Raw genomic sequence first — 16,955 nt, 5'->3', positions numbered from 1 at the left:
TCTCGAACCGCTCAAAGAGTGCTGGCCGAAAAGAGGAACGAAGTCAGTCAGGTGGGGAGCGCGATGGTGATTCGATTTCCCGTCGGTTCTCAGCTCTCAAACATCAATTCCCCATTAGCTCAGGAGACGAGACGCTTTTACGAGCCACCTACTTTCATATATTCAGGAAATAACCGATCTTTCTGTTTGTGTATCGAAGGGTGTGTCCCTGAAAAACCTGTAATCCCGAAATGACACTGTCACCCACCCAGTTCGAAGTAATAATCGGAAATGTCAAAGTTCTTGAGTTCCTCGACAAGTGAGAGCCTGTCCTCTTCGACCCAGACCTCGGCGATCTGGTCGTCTTCGATTCGATACATGGCCATCCCAGGCCACTCCACGTACTGCCCGGTCGGATCGATGTCTTTGTACGACCCGGTGTGGGTTCCCTGGGCCGTGTACCTGATAGTCACGAGGTCGTCCTCGGCCATAATGGCGTCCATCTGCCCGGCGTAATCTGGGAACATCTCGTAGTAGGATTGTAGATACTCGACCACCTCGTCGATACCTTCTAGAACTTCCTCTGTTCCGTGCTCGACCATATCCTCGGCCGCCCTTTTTTTGAGGGCCTCGTAGTCCTGCTCGTTGAACGCCTTCAGGTACTCCTTCACGATCGCTTTGGTGTCGGTTTCGTCCCCGGACATATGTTAACCTTTGACTTGCTTACTAGTTACATGTTTGGAATGGCTCGCTTGTTGATCAATACGGTGGCCAAATCTGGATTGAAGATAACGATCCTGAGGGAAGTGTATTTGTGATTGAACTACCAATTGTGAATTGACACCGAGCCCTCAAACTTGCCGATCACCTCCTGCTGACTACATCCTCTATATTCAGCACGCGGATCTGAATTTATTAGCTGGCCGTCAATAAATCCGTGCTAAGTAAAACCGAAACAGCACAAATCTTTCGCGTTGGTATTTCCATGAAAATGAGGATACGGAGATTTGACATTTCCCAATAGGAGAAAATGGTAACCCAGCCAAGGTAAAACGAGCAAAAAGACGAGAAAACAAAAACAGAACCGTTAGTCACGGCAGTTGGAAAAGTCACCGAGACATCTCAGATTTTCTGAACAAAATGCCTCGAAGCGTGCTCATTAATCGCCACGATTTCAGCACGCGTTATTTGAAAATTTATATGTACCTGTTCTCTCAACGTCTCTTTGACTTATAGCGAAACCAATGGTAGAGCACACTCGGACCCTTGACTTCAAGGTCGCTTACGCTATCGGCCTTGGAACAATGATCGCCGCAGGGATTTTCTCGCTTTCTGGAGCCGCAGTGGCGATGATCGGGTCGAGTGCCGTGATCGGATTCGTTATCGCGGCTGTCGTCGCCGGAATCACGGCAGCAAGCTATTCAGAATTTGCATCCATTTACTCCCAAAACGGCGGAGGTTACCTGTTCAATTCACGAACGTTCGAAGACCGTCGCTTGCTTACCTACAGCGTTGGGGGCTCGCTCTTTCTCGGATACACCGGAACAACGGCCTTCTACTTGGCAACAATGGATGAATGGTTCGTCCGATTTATCATCCCTGAGTCGTTGCATTGGCTCCCCCACGGGAGTGTTGGAATACTCGCGGCGGTGCTTTTGGGCGTATTGAACGCTCGTGGAACTGAAGAATCGGGCACGTTCCAATTGATGGTTACTGGAGCAAAAGTAGCGGTCCTCTTGGCCTTTATTGCTGGTGCCTTTGCCTTCAGGGGACCTGCGACGGCCACTGCAAACTTCACCGCCCAATTCCAGGCCGATGCTGTTGGCATCATCACGGTCGCCGCGTTGGCCTTCATTACGTTTTTCGGATTCTCGGCTATTGCCGCGAGCGCGGGTGAAATCATTGAACCACGAAAGACCGTTCCCCGAGCCATCGCTGCGAGTATCGTGACCGTGACGATTCTTTATGCACTGGTAATTGTAGCTATGACAAATTCCACGGTTCCCCCGGCGGTTGTTGCTGAAGAGGGCGAAACGGCGTTGGGGTTGGTAGCAGAGGGATTCCTCGGACCGTTGGGGCGGACCCTAATTGTGGCTGGAGCGGTCTTTTCGATGGTGTCAGCTTCGAATGCTTCGATATTAGCAGCATCCGGCATCGGATCATTGATGGGACAGCGGGGGCAGGCCCCCCGACCGTTTACTCGCATTCATCCGAAATACGGAACGCCATTTTGGAGCGTTACCACGGTCACGGCGACAATCGTGGCGATGATCGTGTTCTTCATCGCACTCTTCCCGACTGAAGGGGCGCCCTTCGGACTGAATTTGGGTTTGACGGCATTAACTGGATTCGCGACGCTCAATCTCCTCCTTCCCCTCGCAGTCGTTAACGTAGCGTTAATCGTCCATCGTCGGAAATTTCCGGACATCGAACGCGGGTTCAGAGTGCCAGGTGTTCCCCTCCTGCCGATTTTGGGAATCATTGCAAACCTGGCGTTGATTTACAACTTGCCACCAAAGGGTGTGGGTACTGGGGTCGTGCTGATTACACTTCTTGTGGTCGCCTATCTACTGTGGGGAGGACAGCCCGAAATGGCGGAGCTATACCAAAAAGTTGTCCCCGCGACACCTGATACGGCCTCAGAAGGAACTGAGAAACCGGAGCCAATGAGCGAACTCCCCGAATCAGCTGAAGCCTCAGTGTCGACCAAAGATGAGACGTTCAGAGTGCTCGTCTCGGTAGCCCGTCCCGACAGAGCCCCTCAATACGTGCGTCTTGCTAAAACACTGGCTCAAGGCAGGGACAAGGAGCCGTTCGTACAGGTGCTCAACGTGACAGAGATTCAGGATCAGACGCCGCACGAAATGGTCACGGACACCGCAGCATCTCGAGCGAGACGAATCGAATCCACGCTTGAGGGGCAAGAGCTAGACGTGGCCTATTCCGTTGAGGGGCACACATCACGAGACATCGCGTTCGACATCGTGCAGACTGCCAGAGAGGACGAAGCCGATCTCGTTATGATGGGATATCCCGAAGAACGGCCAGAACTAACCCAGGCAGTCGAGTTCAAGGCACCCTGTGATGTCATATTTGCCTCCGGGTTTGGGGATCGGGGGGACCCGGTTATTGAAAATGTGATAGTTGGCGCAGGAGGCGGTCCTCACCACATCGGTTCGTTATCGACCGTCCGCGCATTGGCCGAACAGGGGGCGGCAATACAGGTCGTATCAGTGAGATCGATAGGATCGGAAACGGAAGAAGATCCGGGTGAAACCATCAGCCAATTGGATGGAGTGGACGTGGAAGTACGGAGTGTCGAGGCACCGTCGGTCGCGAACGGTTTAGTAGAGGCTGCCTCGGAAATGGGTGGTATATTGGTAATCGGGGCCTCCAGAGACAGGCGTCTCAGTCAATGGATCTTCGGCAGTACGCCCGATCAAGTGATCAAAGCGACCGATAATTTGGACCTACCAGTATTAATGTATGCAACTTCCGGTGGTATGGTTGAGCGTCTTGAAGATCATTTGTTCCCAGTTTACCGGTATCTTCGTCGTTCTATAGACAGCATCCACTAAAACGACAATTTAGATCGTTACTCCCATCGATCGGGAGAAGGATTTCGTCATGCACCATCGTGTGTTTACTGCTCCTGGCTAAGAGAAAGTAAACACTGGTGGTTCCAAAAAATTGGGCTCCCCAAATCGGTTAGAAAATGGCCTGATGCAGAAAACAAAATCCCGAATTGGGTAAGAGGGGAACAAGGCAGAACATGCTGAATTGATGGTCCCGATCCATCTCGTGGTTTGGGTGCCATTAGATGGGTACAATTGATCCGTCGTGAATAGAGCGAGTTTTGCACTGGGGTCAGCCCCACTATCGGGGAAAGATCGCTCAATACAGATGAACTACTCATCGCTTCCCGAGGAACTATTTTCCGTGGCAAATTCCTAATCGCGGGTATGTCTATAACCGTCACAACCCCTGACGCTGACGAGGCGTGTGCGTACTGTGGTTCTCGTATCTTCGACCACGACCCCATCTGTGTCCGTGATTGTACCGATGACTGTGGGTCCCCCGAGTACTTTTGTAACCACGCCTGTCTCTCCGTATACATCGACGAGAACAATCTCACGACGGGCGATGCGTGTGACTGGAATCCCGATGAAAATGACTGTTGCTAGCTTGGAATGACGGTGAATTTGCACGCGTACTGAGCGGTCGGTTCAGCGAAGAATGAAATCGGGCATTAAGCCGACTGTGTGCGCTAATTTCAGCAGCCTGGTTTTGGTAATTATCTGTATTTGTACAATCGCCGCTTGCTGAATGCAAGATGAGAATGCAGCAACTAATCCACAATTACTATTCTATACGGGTTTCGCCTCACGGTCGGGAGTTATCCGTGAGAGGAGTACTCACCCTGTCTCAGTGAATCAAGGCCCGCATCCTCGTGCATCTTGTTATTAGGTGGTATAAACTGTTAGTATAAGGTAATGAGCTCGGAAATCACACCCTTAACGGACGCGATTCAGGCGTCAGAGAACCAAAAATTGGCCCGGTTCGAACGAAACATCAATCCCGAATTCGCGTCGATGCTGTCGACGCTCGGCCTCGAGAAAACCTTCGTCACCGCCCATGGGACGACGGTACAAGATATGGAGGGGTAGGCGTACCACGATTTCTTGGGTGGCTACGGTTCACTCAATCTCGGCCATAACCATCCTGCTATCGATGAGGCGCTCCAACAGGTTCAAGAAATGCCCAATTTCTTGCAAGTCTCGATTCCCGCCGTGGCCTCAGCACTCGCTGTATCAGTAGCGGCCGTGACTCCTGGCGAACTACAGCAAGTGTTCATCAGTTCCAGCGGCTCTGAGGCTGTTGACGGGGCGTTGAAGTTGGCCCGATTCAGTACGGGAAAAGAGAAGATTCTCACAACCGATACCGGCTATCTCGGAACGACTTTCGGAGCGGTCTCAGCAACAGGCAAAGCCGATTTGAGGGATCCATTCGCACCGCTCGTCCCTGGGTTCAACTCCGTGCCGTTTGGAGACACAACGGCGCTTCGTGAGCGATTGAGTAGCGATGAGTACGCGGTATTCATCGTCGAACCGGTTCAGGTTGAAGCTGGCATTCATGTTCCGCCAGAAGGCTACCTGAAAGAGGGAGAGCACATCTGCGAGCGGGAAAATACACTGTTCATTGCCGATGAGATCCAGACCGGTCTCGGTCGATCTGGGGAACTCTGGACATACGATCACGACGGCGCCGAACCAGATATCATGACGATTGGGAGAAACCTCCTTGGTGGGACAATTCCGATAGGTGCGTACATCGCAACAGACGAAGTCTGGCAAGCAGGATATGGTACTCCCGATAAGGCGATGCTACACGCTTCGACGTTTACCAACATATGGGGCTGTGCAGCAGGTCTGAAGACGTTGGAAGTTCTGCGCGACGATGAACTGCCAGACGAGGCAGACGAACTGGGAGCGTATTTCCTTTTGAACTCAAGTTAGTGGTTACGGAGCATAAGATGCTCGCAGAAGTCCGTGGCAAAGGCCTGATGCTTGGGTTAATGTTCTATGAACTCCGTGTTGGCAAAAGCATGAGTGAGGAATATCCGAGCGCGATATTCGCTTCTCTCCTTCTTAACGAGCACAATATCATCACGGCCTACACGATGTCGAATCCGAACGTGCTTCGGTTGGAACCCCCCTTACCGTCAGTAAATAGCAGATCGATACTGTGGTTGAGGCAATCGTCAGACTATGTGCCACTGCGAGGTTGTTTCATTTCTCATAGTCCGTAGCACGATTCAAATAAGCTCAAACCAATCGAATAACGTCCGCTACCGATAGAAATACTCACTTTCGAGTTTGCCAACGTTGGGAAGCTTGATGCATAGATGCTCCAAATACATCACGGCCAACTTATCAAATTATCCGAATTGGAAAAAGTATCTCATACACATCAACCAATGAGCTTGAAACTAATGTCCAATATTCATTAGTACCCAGTACTTTCCCGAACAAAGATTCCAGAAGGTGGCGACCCGCATACGGAGTTCGTATGAGTTGTGAAAATTAAATTCGCAAAAAATCGACTGAAAAACACGTTTTTACGGGCGAATAACTCGATCTTCGTTTCGGAGATAACTTTATCGGGTGACTGCACCATGCTTTCGTAACAAACCATGACCGGACTGTATGGGTGACCAAAAGAAGAAATGTCCCGAGGCTGTGAGTCCGCATTCCAATAGGCGGGGGAGTATCACGCACTTCCTTACTCAAAATGTGCCTGCTGAGGTTGTGGGCGATTGGATGAACGTGAGTCGGGATGTGCTGGATACACACGATGACAAGCGACCTGATGAGGTAAAGTTGGAACAGCGGCGAGGGTATCTAGAGAACGTGTAGCTGGACAAATCAACTAAATCTTCCCCAACACTGATTTTATTGACAATAATCGATTGGTCGGCTGGCGTTTTTTTTTTACTCGGTCGCGTCTGCCGTCGCGTCCGAGACGGGCGGATCTTTACCCGTCTCGAGAATCCCCTCGGTCCAGTTACCGCGTTTGAACCAGAGGACTGCGACGACGAACGCGGCGAGTCCGCCGAAGGCGAAGCCGATCCAGACCCCGACGACGCCGATTCCGAACCCGAGTGTCGCCATTGCGTCGATCCAAGGGACGGCTACCGTCGCCGAGAAGGCGACCCCCAGCGCAACGGGGACCCGGAAAACCCACCGTGAGAGCAGCGAGAGCCCCATTGCCACTCCAGTCTGTCCCGCTCCCCGGAACGCCCCCTGGATGACCATGGTGCCGCCGAAGAATGCCCAGACGGGCGCGATGACGTACATGAACATCTTGCCTTCGGTGACGATGGCCGGATCGTCGATGAAGATGCGGTAGAGCGGTTCCGGGAAAGCTAATCCGATCACCGCCGCGGCGCCGAGAAACGCCATGGTACCGCCGGTGGCGATCCAGGTCACGCGGCTTGCCCGGTCCGGCGTGTTCGCGCCCAAATTTTGCCCGACGCCCGTCGCCGTCGCCTGCCCGACCGCGCCAGCGACGGACCACGTGACCGACATCATTCTGAGGCCGATTCCGTACGCGGCGATGGCAGCCGTGCCGAACGGGGTCACGAACGAGGCCATGACGACCGCCGCGGAACTGCGCGCCCACCCGTCCAGGGTCGCCGGATAGCCGATTCTGACGAGGCGGGTGAGATCTTCTTTCACGGGCCATAAGTCGGAGAGGTGCAATCGGACACCGTAGCCGCCTCGGAGGAGGATTCCGACGGCGACAGCGGTCGCGAACGCGCGAGAGGCCAGGGTCGCCCAGGCGGCGCCCCGCGTCCCCATCGGCAGGAACGGTCCCCAGCCGAGGATCAAGAAGGGATCGATGACGACGTTCATCCCCGCCGAGACGAAGACGAGCCACATCGCCGTCCTGGTGTCACCGGCACCTTGTAGCGCCGACCGGAACGCGAAAAAGAGGAAGGTGAACGGGAGCGAGATGAAGATTACCTCGATGTACGCGAGCGCGTCGGTGAAGACGCGTCCCTCGGCCCCCATCGAGGCTAGGAGCCCGTGTCTGACCAACCAGCCGCCGGTTGCGAGGACGACGGCGACAGTCAGGGCGAGGAGGATGGTTTGCCCGACTACCCGGTCGGCCTTTCGCCGTTCGCCGGCTCCGACGTGCTGAGAGACAAGGGCGATGGTGGCCGCGGTAATGCCCATTGCCGTCGAGACGAACATCCAAGAGAGCGGAAACATCAGGGAGACTGCGGCGACGGCCTCGCCACTCACCCGGCCGACCCAGAACATGTCCGCGAGGTTGTAGGCGGTCTGTAAGAGGTTGCCGAGCACGAGCGGCCAGGCCAAGGAGGTGATTTTGGGCCCGATGGCCCCCGTCGTCATGTCGATTCCTTTTCGCTCAGCGTCTGCCACTACGTCCTGGTTTGACCGGTCAATGAAAAGCGCTTCTAGACCCGTCTGGTGTGGTTTCAAACCGAACAGCCTGTCGGTCTCCATCACCGTCTTGTCCCGGTTCGACGACTATGGGGCATGCCGTCTCGATCCGGTCTCAGAATGCGTTCCTCCTTCGGCTGTTGTCCGCTGCTCGCTACCTGCTCTCTTCAGCCCATTCGCCGTCCGTTCGTTCTTCGAGGAATCCACCGAATGCCCCGCCAGCCCCGCCGAAGTGCGCCGGGTATACGAGACCGGCCAGGAACATCGCCGGCAAGAGATCGGATGCGCCAGTTTCCCAAAGGTAGTTACTTCGAAAAGGAATGCCCCCGCGATCCCGTCGTACCTGTAACGGTGGGAGATATCGGCGATGGGTTCTTCGTGCCCGCTGACGGACCCGGTATTCCCCCAGATAGGTGTGACGGGGTGTTCACCGTTGATTATTCGACCGCAAATGAGAGCACCGGCTCCGGGTTGAACATCGTGCAGGAGATTGCCAAGGGCCACGGGAGGGATATCGCCGTCTCCAACAGCGAGACTGGCGGGGCGGGGTTTGAGATTGCTGGCGTAGAGTTCACTGCTGACTCGATGGGAAAATCTGCTCCCATAGCAGGGTGAAAGGCCAAGCACGGGGCACAAGAGACCGAGCTGTATTCGGCGGTTCAAACCGCGCGCTGCTGACTGGTCCAGGTGCGAAGGAAGCCGAGAGTGGGGCGTCACAGACCGGCTGCCACGGAGGATGCCAGCCGGGAAACCCCGGATACCTGAGACTCTTCTGCCGCACCGGTGCCCCGGAGTGAGAATACGATGTTCCTAGGTATAGATCTTCACAAACGAGAGGCCCAGGTGGCCGTTCGCAATACCGACGGAGAACTGATCGAGGAAACTCGTCTGAAGAATAAGGACCTCGAAACAATCGCGGACCGCTACGCTGGCGGTGAGGCGCTTTTGCAAGCCACCACGAATTACTACTACGTCTATGACATGCTCTCGGAGCATCTGGATGTGAAAGTGGGCCAGGCGCCGAAATTGAAAGCCATCGCTCAGACCGACAAGAAGACCGACAAGATCGACGCCAAGGAGTTGTCTCGGTTACTGTGGTTAAAATCGGTACCCGAAAGCTACGTCCCAACCGACGAGATCAGGGAATGCCGTTCACTGGTTCGGGGCCGCATTGACCTGGTGCAGGAACGGACGAAATACGCCAACAAGATCCATTCACTCAGTGCTCCTGGATAATGGCATCACTCGCCAGGTGAAGCCACTCACCCAGCGGGGCCAAGAGTACCTCGAACGGCTATCACTCCCGGCACCGTGGGATGGGTTGTTGTCCTCGCATCTGTCGGTAATCGAGACACTAACCGAGGAAATCGACGACCTCGACAAACGAATCGATGAGCGGGCCGAGGGATTGAGAGAGGCGCGGTTGCTTATGACGATTCCGGGAATCAGTCACTACACGTCGCTGGTGATCTACGCCGAGCTTGGAGATATCGACCGATTCGACGCCGACAAAGAGGTGGTGCGATATGTGGGGCTGAATCCCGTGGTCTGGGAGTCGGGCGATTCCCGGTTCGAAGGCGGCATCCTTGATCGGACCGGAGCTAGCTGTTGATTGGGAGGCCGAGTTGGCTGGAGCCAAATCGATTGGGGGAGCGGCCGTCCATCCCCACTACGAACTCGTCGACCTTACCGGGTCAGAGAAGGTCACGAACGAGGGCTTGTAGTGAACCCGTGAACTGTTTCAAACAGGGAAACGGGAGACCGGATGCGGGCCGCTGGGGTCGATGGCGTAATCGTTGACAATTAGCAAATCCTCGAGGAGGCGTAAGCCGGTCGATACTGGCTACTCGAGTACTGCTCTCAGGGCGAACAACATGTTCTCTTTGCGCTCGCGGGCGCGTCGGAAGAAGTAGGAAAACCATTTGTTTCCGTAGGGGACATACTGGTACACCTCGATACCCTGGCTGGCGAGTTGTTTTTGTTTGTCCCCCCGAACGCCCATGAGCATCTGCGTTTCGAAGTCGTGAACGTGCTCGCCGCCGAGATCGATGGCATAATCCACCATTTCCATGTCATGTGAGCCAACAGCGATACCCGCAGATTCGTCGAATTCCCGGAACATATATTCGAGATCCGCACGGTAACGCTTGTTGACCTGGGCTTTATCCCTATAAGCGATTTCCGACGGTTCGTCGTATGCGCCCTTTACCAGCCGGATTTTGCCGGGCACGTCACCGACGCGTTCAAGATCCTCTCTGGTCCGTTTGAGATTGGACTGAAGGCACACGCCAACCATTCCCGGGTGCTCCCGTGCGAAGTCCACATAGGCATCGAGGGTGGCCTGAACGGTTGTATGATCTTCCATATCAACCCAGACGAACACGTCCCGTTCAGCCCCGAGGGCAACGATATCCTGGAGATTCTCCCGGAAAACCTTCTCATCGATTTCCATACCGATCTGTGACGGTTTTACCGAGACCGCAGATTCCACCGCTGTGTCCGCAAGTGCGCCGATCAAATCGAAGTATTCGTCCCGATCCGCGGCAGCCTGCTCTGTGTCCGGATAATGCTCACCGAGATGGTTGATGATCCCCTTGACGTTCGACCCGTTCAACTGCCTGACGTGGTCGATAGCTGATCCGGCCGATTCCCCGGCGACGAATTTGTTAGCTATCGGTGGAATCATTGGTCCGTCACCTCCGTTTAGTCGACGAGTTCGTGAGCGGTGCCGATCGCACCCATAATCTCCTCGAGATCCAGTTCTTCGAGCGTCTGACCGAGGGGAACACCGGCGCTGTCCCAGCCTCGAACCGTATAGTACCGGTCTAGTTCCTTCTCGTAGGCTGCCTCGTCGATGGATTCCCCGGCACTCGGTCCGTTCGGGATTTCTTCGGTAAATCTGGGGATGAGCCGGTCGTCTGAGCGGTCAAAGCCCTCCCGAAGATTGTACCCTTTCGAGAGGTTGTAAGTCCGCTCCCCCGCCGTCAGCAATTCGGACGTCGAAAGGTCAAAGCCCGTCATCGCGTTAACCAGTTCGCGAACCCCTTCGGCGAGGGTCAGCCCCCTGGTGAACTTGCAAACCCCTGTCATGTCGTATACCATCATGAGATCTTCCATCGCTTTCAGGGCGAGGGCCTTTCCGTCCATGCGCTGGCGATCGTACCCCTCGAATTTCCAGAAGTCCCCACCCATCTCCAAGGCGTACAGACAGGATGAAAGATGGTCTGCCCCACGAGGTGCAACCCCATAGGCCAGGGCCATCCCCTTGATACCCCGAGCTTCGAATCCCGCCGGCGCCTGGTTTTTCACGTGGATGGCGAACTCCTCGCCGGCGCCAAGAGTCTGTGCGGCCCGGGCATTGCCGTCCATCAGGAGCTGTGCGAGTTCGCCCTCTCCCTTCCCTATCTTCTCGAGGAGTTCGATAACGGCGTCCGCGTTGCCGAATGCCAGATCCGCCTCGATCGAATCGAGGTGCGTTTCGTCGAGAAGACCGCGTTCCGCGGCCTCCATCGCCCACGCGATAGCGTTGCCGGCGTCGATAGTGTCAAGGCCCAAATGATCACAGATCTCGTTGGCTTTCGCCGTGGCCTCGATCTCGTCGATCCCGACGTTGCCACCGAGGGCATACTGGGTTTCGTATTCCGGGCCGTCAACCTCGATATCGCCGTATTTGGTGTCCTCGGCCTCGAAGTACTGGCTGCACGGTTTCGTGCAGTATGGACACGGTCGTTTGGTATTGACGTACTTCTCGGTCCAATAGCGTGGGTCGAGGGACACTCGATCGTTCTCCGGGTCCTCGAGTCGATCGTACGCGGATTTGAAATAACTCGACTGCCAGTTTCGGGTCGGATAAATGCCGAGGACGGTGTTCTTAACATCGAAGGCTTCCCCTGTGCCGAACTCGACGTCGACAGTGGCGGAGCCGGTCCCCTCGACTTCTGTCTCGCCCCGGCCGGTGGTTTCGAGCCGCCATTTCTGGTTCAATTCCTCGAGTTCGTCGGGTCGGGCGACCGGTACGTCTTTGGTTCCCTTGACCGCGATCGCTTTGAGGTTCTTCGATCCCATGACACCACCGGGACCGCCCCGACCGGCCTGTCGGTCCTCGCATTCGATCATGGAGATCCGTGACTGGTTCTCGCCGGCCGGCCCAATAACAGCCGTGCGGACCTGCTCGCCATATCGCTCTTTGAGCGCGTCGTCGGTTTCCCAGGTGTCGAGCCCCCAGAGGTCGGCTGCGCTCTCGAACCGCACCTCCTCGTCCTCGATCACGAGTGTCGTCCGGGACTTGGCAACGCCTTTGATCAGCATTGCGTCGTAGCCGGCCCGTTTCAGTTGGTCGCCCATCTTTGCACCGACGATGGATTTGCCGTAGCCGCCAGTCAACGGCGACTTGAAGCCAAACGACGTCTTCGAGCCCGTCGGGACGGATGGCCCCACGAGGAGCCCAGGCGCGATCGCCAGAACGTTCTCGGGATCGAGGGGATCGACCTCGGGCCCGACCGCCTCGTAAAGCAGGCGGGTTGTAAAGCCCGCGCCCCCGAGATACCGCCGGACGAACGTCTCGGAGAGTTCTCGCGTCTCAACCGAGCGGCTCGTCAAATCGACCACCAGAAGTCGGTTCCAGTATCCCATAGGTATGTTTGTAATTGGTTCGCAAATGGGTGTTGCCCTTCCCGTTCAGTTACTCGATGTTTTGCCAGCGCCGTATGGGACCATATCCCTCCGCGTCGTGCCGGGCCCCGATGACCGCGTCAATTCGAAATCCAGAGGCCGCTTGTAATATCGGCGGGGTACTGAACTCGCGCTATGTATTCAGCAGACTCACAAAGATCTACTCAGGAATTGTCAGAAACCGGCTGCAGCCTACAGAAATCGGTTTCAGTACTTCCCCTCAGGATAATTAACAGTCAAGGCCCACCGTGATTACATCGCCTAAGTAGTAAGATTTTTTCTCGCGAGCCACGTCGGAAAAGAACCTTCCAGTATGGTGAAATAATGGGTGAAGCCCACCGTCCGCCGAAGAGCGGCAGGGCACCCCTCCACCTTCGGTTCAGGGCGAACCCAAGGGGCGTCGTGGGCCGTCCATCGTGGTACCCTATGCAAGAAAATCTTTAAGATCGTTACCTCGGTGGCGGGCAGTGGATGACAGAAAAAGACAAGCGTGGGCTCGGACGGCGACAGTATCTCAAAGCCACTGGCGCGGCGGCAGTCGGCACGTCCCTGGCGGGGTGTGCCTCGGACGAACCAGCCGCCCAGACGAGCGAAGAACCGGACGAGACAACCGAAGAGTCCGATCAGACGACCGAGGAAGCGGACGGACCGGTCGACCTGAAGGCACTGGTCTTTACGCACTTCGAGGTGGGGGAGTACTCCGGGGATACGCCCGGAGAGTTTCAGCAGTGGTACGACGGGTACGACCTCATGAACCAAGTGGAGGTCCCGGGCGCCTGGGCCCCGGTGTTCTACAACGAGGACGGTGTCGCCGCGACACTCACGGGAATGGGTCACAGCTTCTGTGGGCCCTCCGTGGCGGCGATTCTGGCCTCACCTGCGTTCAACTTCGAAGACACCTACTTCCTCAGCGCCGGCATCAGCGGGACGCCGCCGGAGGTGGGAACGCTGGGAAGCGTCTTCGTCAGCGACTACGTAGCCAACTGGGACTTCGGACACCGGTGGGCCCAGGAAGACGACCCCCAGGACCTGGACGGCGGTGAGGGACCCGACCAGGAGTTCGCACTCCAGATCTACCCCGGCCGCCCCTTCGATTACGTTTACGAACTGAACGGGGATCTGGTAGACAGAGTAGTCACCCTGAGCGAGGGCGTCGACCTGGCCGATTCCGACCGCGCCCAAGAGTACCGCCAGCTGTATCCCCAGGAAGCGGCCAATCGCGACCCGTTTATCGACATCGGAACCACTGTTTCCGGCGAGGAGTACTGGCACGGGCCGACGTTATCCGATCAGGCGCAGTACATCGCCGAAGAGTACGGCGCGTCGACGTACGCGACCACGGAGATGGAGGACTACGCCACCGCCACGGCGGTCAAACAGCACGGGCACCTCGACCGGTATCTCTCGATCCGGAGCGTGTCGAACTTCGACCAGCCCCATCCCGACCAGACGGTCATGGAGAGCCTCGAGGCGGATTCCGGCGGGTTCATCCCGAGCATCACAAACGCCTACCGGGTCGGGTCGACAGTGGTCGACGACATCATCGAGAACTGGAGCGACTGGCAGGACGGCGTCCCCTGACTCAGAAATGGTCGTCGTAGCCGTCCTCGGCCATCGCCCGTACGGCGTCGGTGACCACTTCGAGATTGGCCTGCCAAATTCCACTTCTCCGGAATCCCAGACGGAGGCGAGGTCCGTTCGAAAGACGATTGGGTTCTCGAAAAAAGAACCCCGTCTATACGGCACCAAAAAGAGCGAAACTGGCGTTACAGTCGCTCTACGGCACAAAAACGGACCCTTTACAACCGTTCGGAAAACGAGTGGGTCGGGGCGGAACGACCGCGAGACGCGTTCCTTCCCTTCACCGCGCGCGCCGAGCGGGAGGGGCCTTCTAGAGGGATTCCGTGTGAACAATGCGCACGGAAAACGACGACCTCGAACCGATCGAGCCACGAAAAGCCCAGGAGCTGTACCTGAAACATAAGTCCACGGACTACAGGGAGCAGACCGTTCAGGCCCACAAGTACCGAACGAATCACTTTATTCAGTGGTGTGAGGAGAACGGCATCGAGAATCTGAACACGCTCTCAGGGAGAGACATCCAGGAATTCCGCCTCTGGCGGCAGGAAGACGGAGACCTGAAGCGAATCACGCTGAATCAGCATATGAGTACGCTTCGGGTGTTCCTCAAATGGTTGGCATCCGTCGAGGCGGTGCCTGCGGACCTCTACGAGAAGGTGATGATTCCACGCGTCAACTCGGAGCAGGAACGGCGTGAGGAGACGCTTGAGGCCGAGAACGCCCAAGAGATCTTAGCCCACCTCTCGAAATTCCATTACGCCTCGGTCAAGCACGCCATCTTCACCCTTCTCTGGGAGACGGGCATTCGACTCGGGGCCGCAAACTCGCTGGATGTCGGTGATTTCGATCCGGCGGAAGCCCGAATTGATCTGGTTCACCGACCCGATGAAGGAACGCAATTGAAGAATGGAGTGAGTGGGGAGCGGCCGATTGCCCTCTCGCCGACTGTAGTGGATGTCGTCGAGGCCTATGTCGAAACGAATCGAAATGCGGTAACCGATGATTACGGCCGGGATCCCCTCTTTACGACCAAACGTGGGAGGATGCACCGGGGTACGATTCGAAATCACGTCTATCGAATGACTGCGCCGTGCTTTCGGAACGAACCCTGCCCCGATTGTACGGGTGAGAGTGAGAAGAAATGTCCCGAGGCGGTGAGCCCTCACGCGATTCGGCGTGGGAGTATCACGCATTTTCTGACGGAAGACGTGCCGGCCGAGGTGGTTGGGGATCGGATGAACGTGAGTCGGGACGTGCTGGACAAGCACTACGACAGGCGGTCGGCAGAGGTGAAACTCGAACAGCGGCGGGCGTATCTCGAGGAGGTGTAAGTCGATGGGACACCATCGCCTCATACGCCAGAAACGGGGTAAGTTGGCTGAGCGACTCGTGAAGGGCCTTCACGGAGAACCAGCAGCGGAGTTAATTGGTGTAATTGAGGAGCATACCAACGACGAATATCGCGAGTTGGTCCGGGACAGTTCAGTATCAGTCGAGCTAACCGAAATCAGTGGATATGAATGGAAGGACGATCTCTCCATCCCTGACAGTGTCAGCTGGCGGCCGGACCTGATCTATATGTCGGAGTGGGCGATTACGGCTAAGCCGCCTGAAATCCCGCAACCGAGCTTCTGGCAACTAAAACTCCCGCCTCATTTTTTGTGGGCTTTCTTTCGCGATCGCCACTTCCGGGATCGCCGAGAGCCACGCATTGGGTGTCGATTCTGGGTTTACTATCCCGTCGAAGTGAAATCCGGAAGTAAACCCACTCTAACTGTGCAACAAAAAGCGGCTCTTCCGGAGATTTTCGAGAATGTGTCCTACGTCTATCCGGTCTTGGCCACTGTCGATATCTCAGGGCTTCCCGAGGAGTGTGAAGTTGAGACTACAGGGGGTTTAGCGGGGCTATGATGCGTGGTTTCGACCGAATTTCATCACGGAATCTGGCTCAGGACGGCTCTGAGGAGATAATCCTTGTCCGCTGATCAACTGTTTTGGCGATTTTCCAGACTATATCCAGTGTTGCCACTCAAAACGGCATTCTGAGGACTTGAGCGGCTGTCTATCCGATTCCCGTCTCCTTCTTCAAGAGTGTGAGCGTATTATCCGCCGTCACGATCGGCGAATGCTCGTACTCGCCAGTTGCCTCGACTTGGACGAGTAGATCGACAGCCGGCCAGATCGAGTACAACAGGCACGCAAACGCAAAATAGAAGAATCACAGCCCGAAATCTTTCGACGTGGTGGCAGCCATGAACCGCTTGATCGAGCGATAGCCGCTCTCGATCTCCCAGCGATAGCCGTACTCTGTGAGGTGCCCGCTCCCGCAATTCGACATGAACACCGAATACTGCCGATAGTCATCGTGCTCAGAGTTCTCCTTCCGGCGGTAGATCAGCGTCGTCTCGTGCCACTCGTTATTCCCAAGATGTAATTTCCGGTCTGTTTCGTATCGGTCCGTTCCCCGTTTGAGGAGGCGCTTGGCCTGGGCTTTCTCGCTGGTCTGCATCCGCTTGGGCACGACGTACGACAGCCCGCGCTGACTAATCATCTCCAGAACGTGCTGGCTGTCGAACTCCCGGTCCATCAGCACGTTGTCGACGTGAACCAGTTCCTCGGCCGAATCCAAGAGGTCCTCGACGATTTCTAAACGGGACTCACCCTTCCGAACTGGCCGCGCGTCAAGAACGATCGGGACAGCGTTGCCGACTAATTGGACTGTCGCCCACTGGTAGGCATACTCGTCGGTCTTCT

12 protein-coding genes and 2 pseudogenes are annotated in these 16,955 nt (G+C 56.0%); 9 read left to right on the top strand and 5 right to left on the bottom strand.

Annotated features, from left to right (window positions below; all coding sequences use genetic code 11):
• Positions 1-239: 239 nt before the first annotated feature.
• The gene (locus tag V5A26_RS04835) at positions 240-683 is read right to left on the bottom strand and encodes an ester cyclase (protein WP_332321551.1); all 444 of its coding nucleotides are present in this window, start codon (positions 681-683) and stop codon (positions 240-242) included.
• Positions 684-1,223: 540 nt separating this feature from the next.
• On the opposite strand from V5A26_RS04835, the gene V5A26_RS04830 reads away from it, so the two are divergent.
• The 4 genes from V5A26_RS04830 (at position 1,224) to V5A26_RS04815 (ending at position 5,495) form a co-directional block, all read left to right on the top strand.
• Positions 1,224-3,557, top strand: coding sequence for an amino acid permease (locus tag V5A26_RS04830; protein WP_332322248.1), 2,334 nt, complete (start codon positions 1,224-1,226; stop codon positions 3,555-3,557).
• Between the two features lie 384 nt (positions 3,558-3,941).
• Positions 3,942-4,163, top strand: a complete 222-nt coding sequence (locus V5A26_RS04825) for a hypothetical protein (RefSeq protein WP_332321549.1) — start codon at positions 3,942-3,944, stop codon at positions 4,161-4,163.
• Positions 4,164-4,472: 309 nt separating this feature from the next.
• Positions 4,473-4,646 (top strand): hypothetical protein, encoded by a 174-nt coding sequence (locus tag V5A26_RS04820; protein WP_332321548.1) that lies wholly within the window; start codon positions 4,473-4,475, stop codon positions 4,644-4,646.
• Positions 4,647-4,661: 15 nt separating this feature from the next.
• Positions 4,662-5,495 carry an aspartate aminotransferase family protein gene (locus V5A26_RS04815; protein ID WP_332322247.1) on the top strand — a complete coding sequence of 278 codons (834 nt, stop codon included), beginning with the start codon at positions 4,662-4,664 and terminating at the stop codon, positions 5,493-5,495.
• A 975-nt stretch (positions 5,496-6,470) separates the two neighbouring features.
• Here the strand turns inward: V5A26_RS04815 and V5A26_RS04810 are convergent.
• A complete protein-coding gene (locus V5A26_RS04810) occupies positions 6,471-7,898 on the bottom strand; it encodes an MATE family efflux transporter (RefSeq protein ID WP_442908752.1) in 1,428 nt (475 codons plus the stop codon).
• 333 nt (positions 7,899-8,231) lie between these two features.
• On the opposite strand from V5A26_RS04810, the gene V5A26_RS04805 reads away from it, so the two are divergent.
• Entirely contained in the window at positions 8,232-8,564 is a 333-nt protein-coding gene (locus V5A26_RS04805; RefSeq protein WP_332321545.1) for an ATP-binding protein, read from the top strand.
• A 189-nt stretch (positions 8,565-8,753) separates the two neighbouring features.
• Positions 8,754-9,543, top strand: a pseudogene (locus tag V5A26_RS04800) (IS110 family transposase); the annotation flags it as partial.
• A gap of 249 nt (positions 9,544-9,792) precedes the next feature.
• Here the strand turns inward: V5A26_RS04800 and V5A26_RS04795 are convergent.
• A complete protein-coding gene (locus tag V5A26_RS04795) occupies positions 9,793-10,635 on the bottom strand; it encodes a proline dehydrogenase family protein (protein ID WP_332321544.1) in 843 nt (280 codons plus the stop codon).
• A gap of 17 nt (positions 10,636-10,652) precedes the next feature.
• The gene (locus V5A26_RS04790; RefSeq protein WP_332322246.1) at positions 10,653-12,581 is read right to left on the bottom strand and encodes an aldehyde ferredoxin oxidoreductase family protein; all 1,929 of its coding nucleotides are present in this window, start codon (positions 12,579-12,581) and stop codon (positions 10,653-10,655) included.
• A 510-nt stretch (positions 12,582-13,091) separates the two neighbouring features.
• Here V5A26_RS04790 and V5A26_RS04785 point away from each other — a divergent pair.
• The 3 genes from V5A26_RS04785 to V5A26_RS04775 all read left to right on the top strand — a co-directional run bounded on the left by V5A26_RS04785 (position 13,092) and on the right by V5A26_RS04775 (position 16,112).
• Positions 13,092-14,201, top strand: a complete 1,110-nt coding sequence (locus tag V5A26_RS04785; RefSeq protein WP_332321542.1) for a phosphorylase — start codon at positions 13,092-13,094, stop codon at positions 14,199-14,201.
• Positions 14,202-14,533: 332 nt separating this feature from the next.
• Positions 14,534-15,532 (top strand): tyrosine-type recombinase/integrase, encoded by a 999-nt coding sequence (locus V5A26_RS04780; RefSeq protein WP_332322245.1) that lies wholly within the window; start codon positions 14,534-14,536, stop codon positions 15,530-15,532.
• 4 nt (positions 15,533-15,536) lie between these two features.
• On the top strand, positions 15,537-16,112 hold the full coding sequence (locus tag V5A26_RS04775; RefSeq protein WP_332322244.1) for a hypothetical protein: 576 nt from the start codon (positions 15,537-15,539) through the stop codon (positions 16,110-16,112).
• Positions 16,113-16,263: 151 nt separating this feature from the next.
• Here V5A26_RS04775 and V5A26_RS04770 read toward each other — a convergent pair.
• Positions 16,264-16,955 (bottom strand): annotated as a pseudogene (locus tag V5A26_RS04770) (transposase); the annotation flags it as partial.

It is taken from the genome of Halodesulfurarchaeum sp., from assembly GCF_036626455.1.
Lineage (GTDB): Archaea > Halobacteriota > Halobacteria > Halobacteriales > Halobacteriaceae > Halodesulfurarchaeum.
The sequence above is the reverse complement of the archived record's forward strand: the minus strand, read 5'-3'. Positions and strand labels throughout refer to the sequence as shown.

Bases quoted from the DNA above. Each gene is read 5' to 3' on its own strand.
- V5A26_RS04795 (WP_332321544.1), bottom strand. From the start codon at position 10,635: ATGATTCCACCGATAGCTAACAAATTCGTCGCCGGGGAATCGGCCGGA.
- V5A26_RS04810 (WP_442908752.1), bottom strand. From the start codon at position 7,898: ATGACGACGGGGGCCATCGGGCCCAAAATCACCTCCTTGGCCTGGCCG.
- V5A26_RS04835 (WP_332321551.1), bottom strand. From the start codon at position 683: ATGTCCGGGGACGAAACCGACACCAAAGCGATCGTGAAGGAGTACCTG.
- V5A26_RS04830 (WP_332322248.1), top strand. From the start codon at position 1,224: ATGGTAGAGCACACTCGGACCCTTGACTTCAAGGTCGCTTACGCTATC.
- V5A26_RS04820 (WP_332321548.1), top strand. From the start codon at position 4,473: ATGAGCTCGGAAATCACACCCTTAACGGACGCGATTCAGGCGTCAGAG.
- V5A26_RS04790 (WP_332322246.1), bottom strand. From the start codon at position 12,581: ATGGGATACTGGAACCGACTTCTGGTGGTCGATTTGACGAGCCGCTCG.
- V5A26_RS04775 (WP_332322244.1), top strand. From the start codon at position 15,537: ATGGGACACCATCGCCTCATACGCCAGAAACGGGGTAAGTTGGCTGAG.
- V5A26_RS04780 (WP_332322245.1), top strand. From the start codon at position 14,534: ATGCGCACGGAAAACGACGACCTCGAACCGATCGAGCCACGAAAAGCC.
- V5A26_RS04805 (WP_332321545.1), top strand. From the start codon at position 8,232: ATGCGCCAGTTTCCCAAAGGTAGTTACTTCGAAAAGGAATGCCCCCGC.
- V5A26_RS04785 (WP_332321542.1), top strand. From the start codon at position 13,092: ATGACAGAAAAAGACAAGCGTGGGCTCGGACGGCGACAGTATCTCAAA.
- V5A26_RS04825 (WP_332321549.1), top strand. From the start codon at position 3,942: ATGTCTATAACCGTCACAACCCCTGACGCTGACGAGGCGTGTGCGTAC.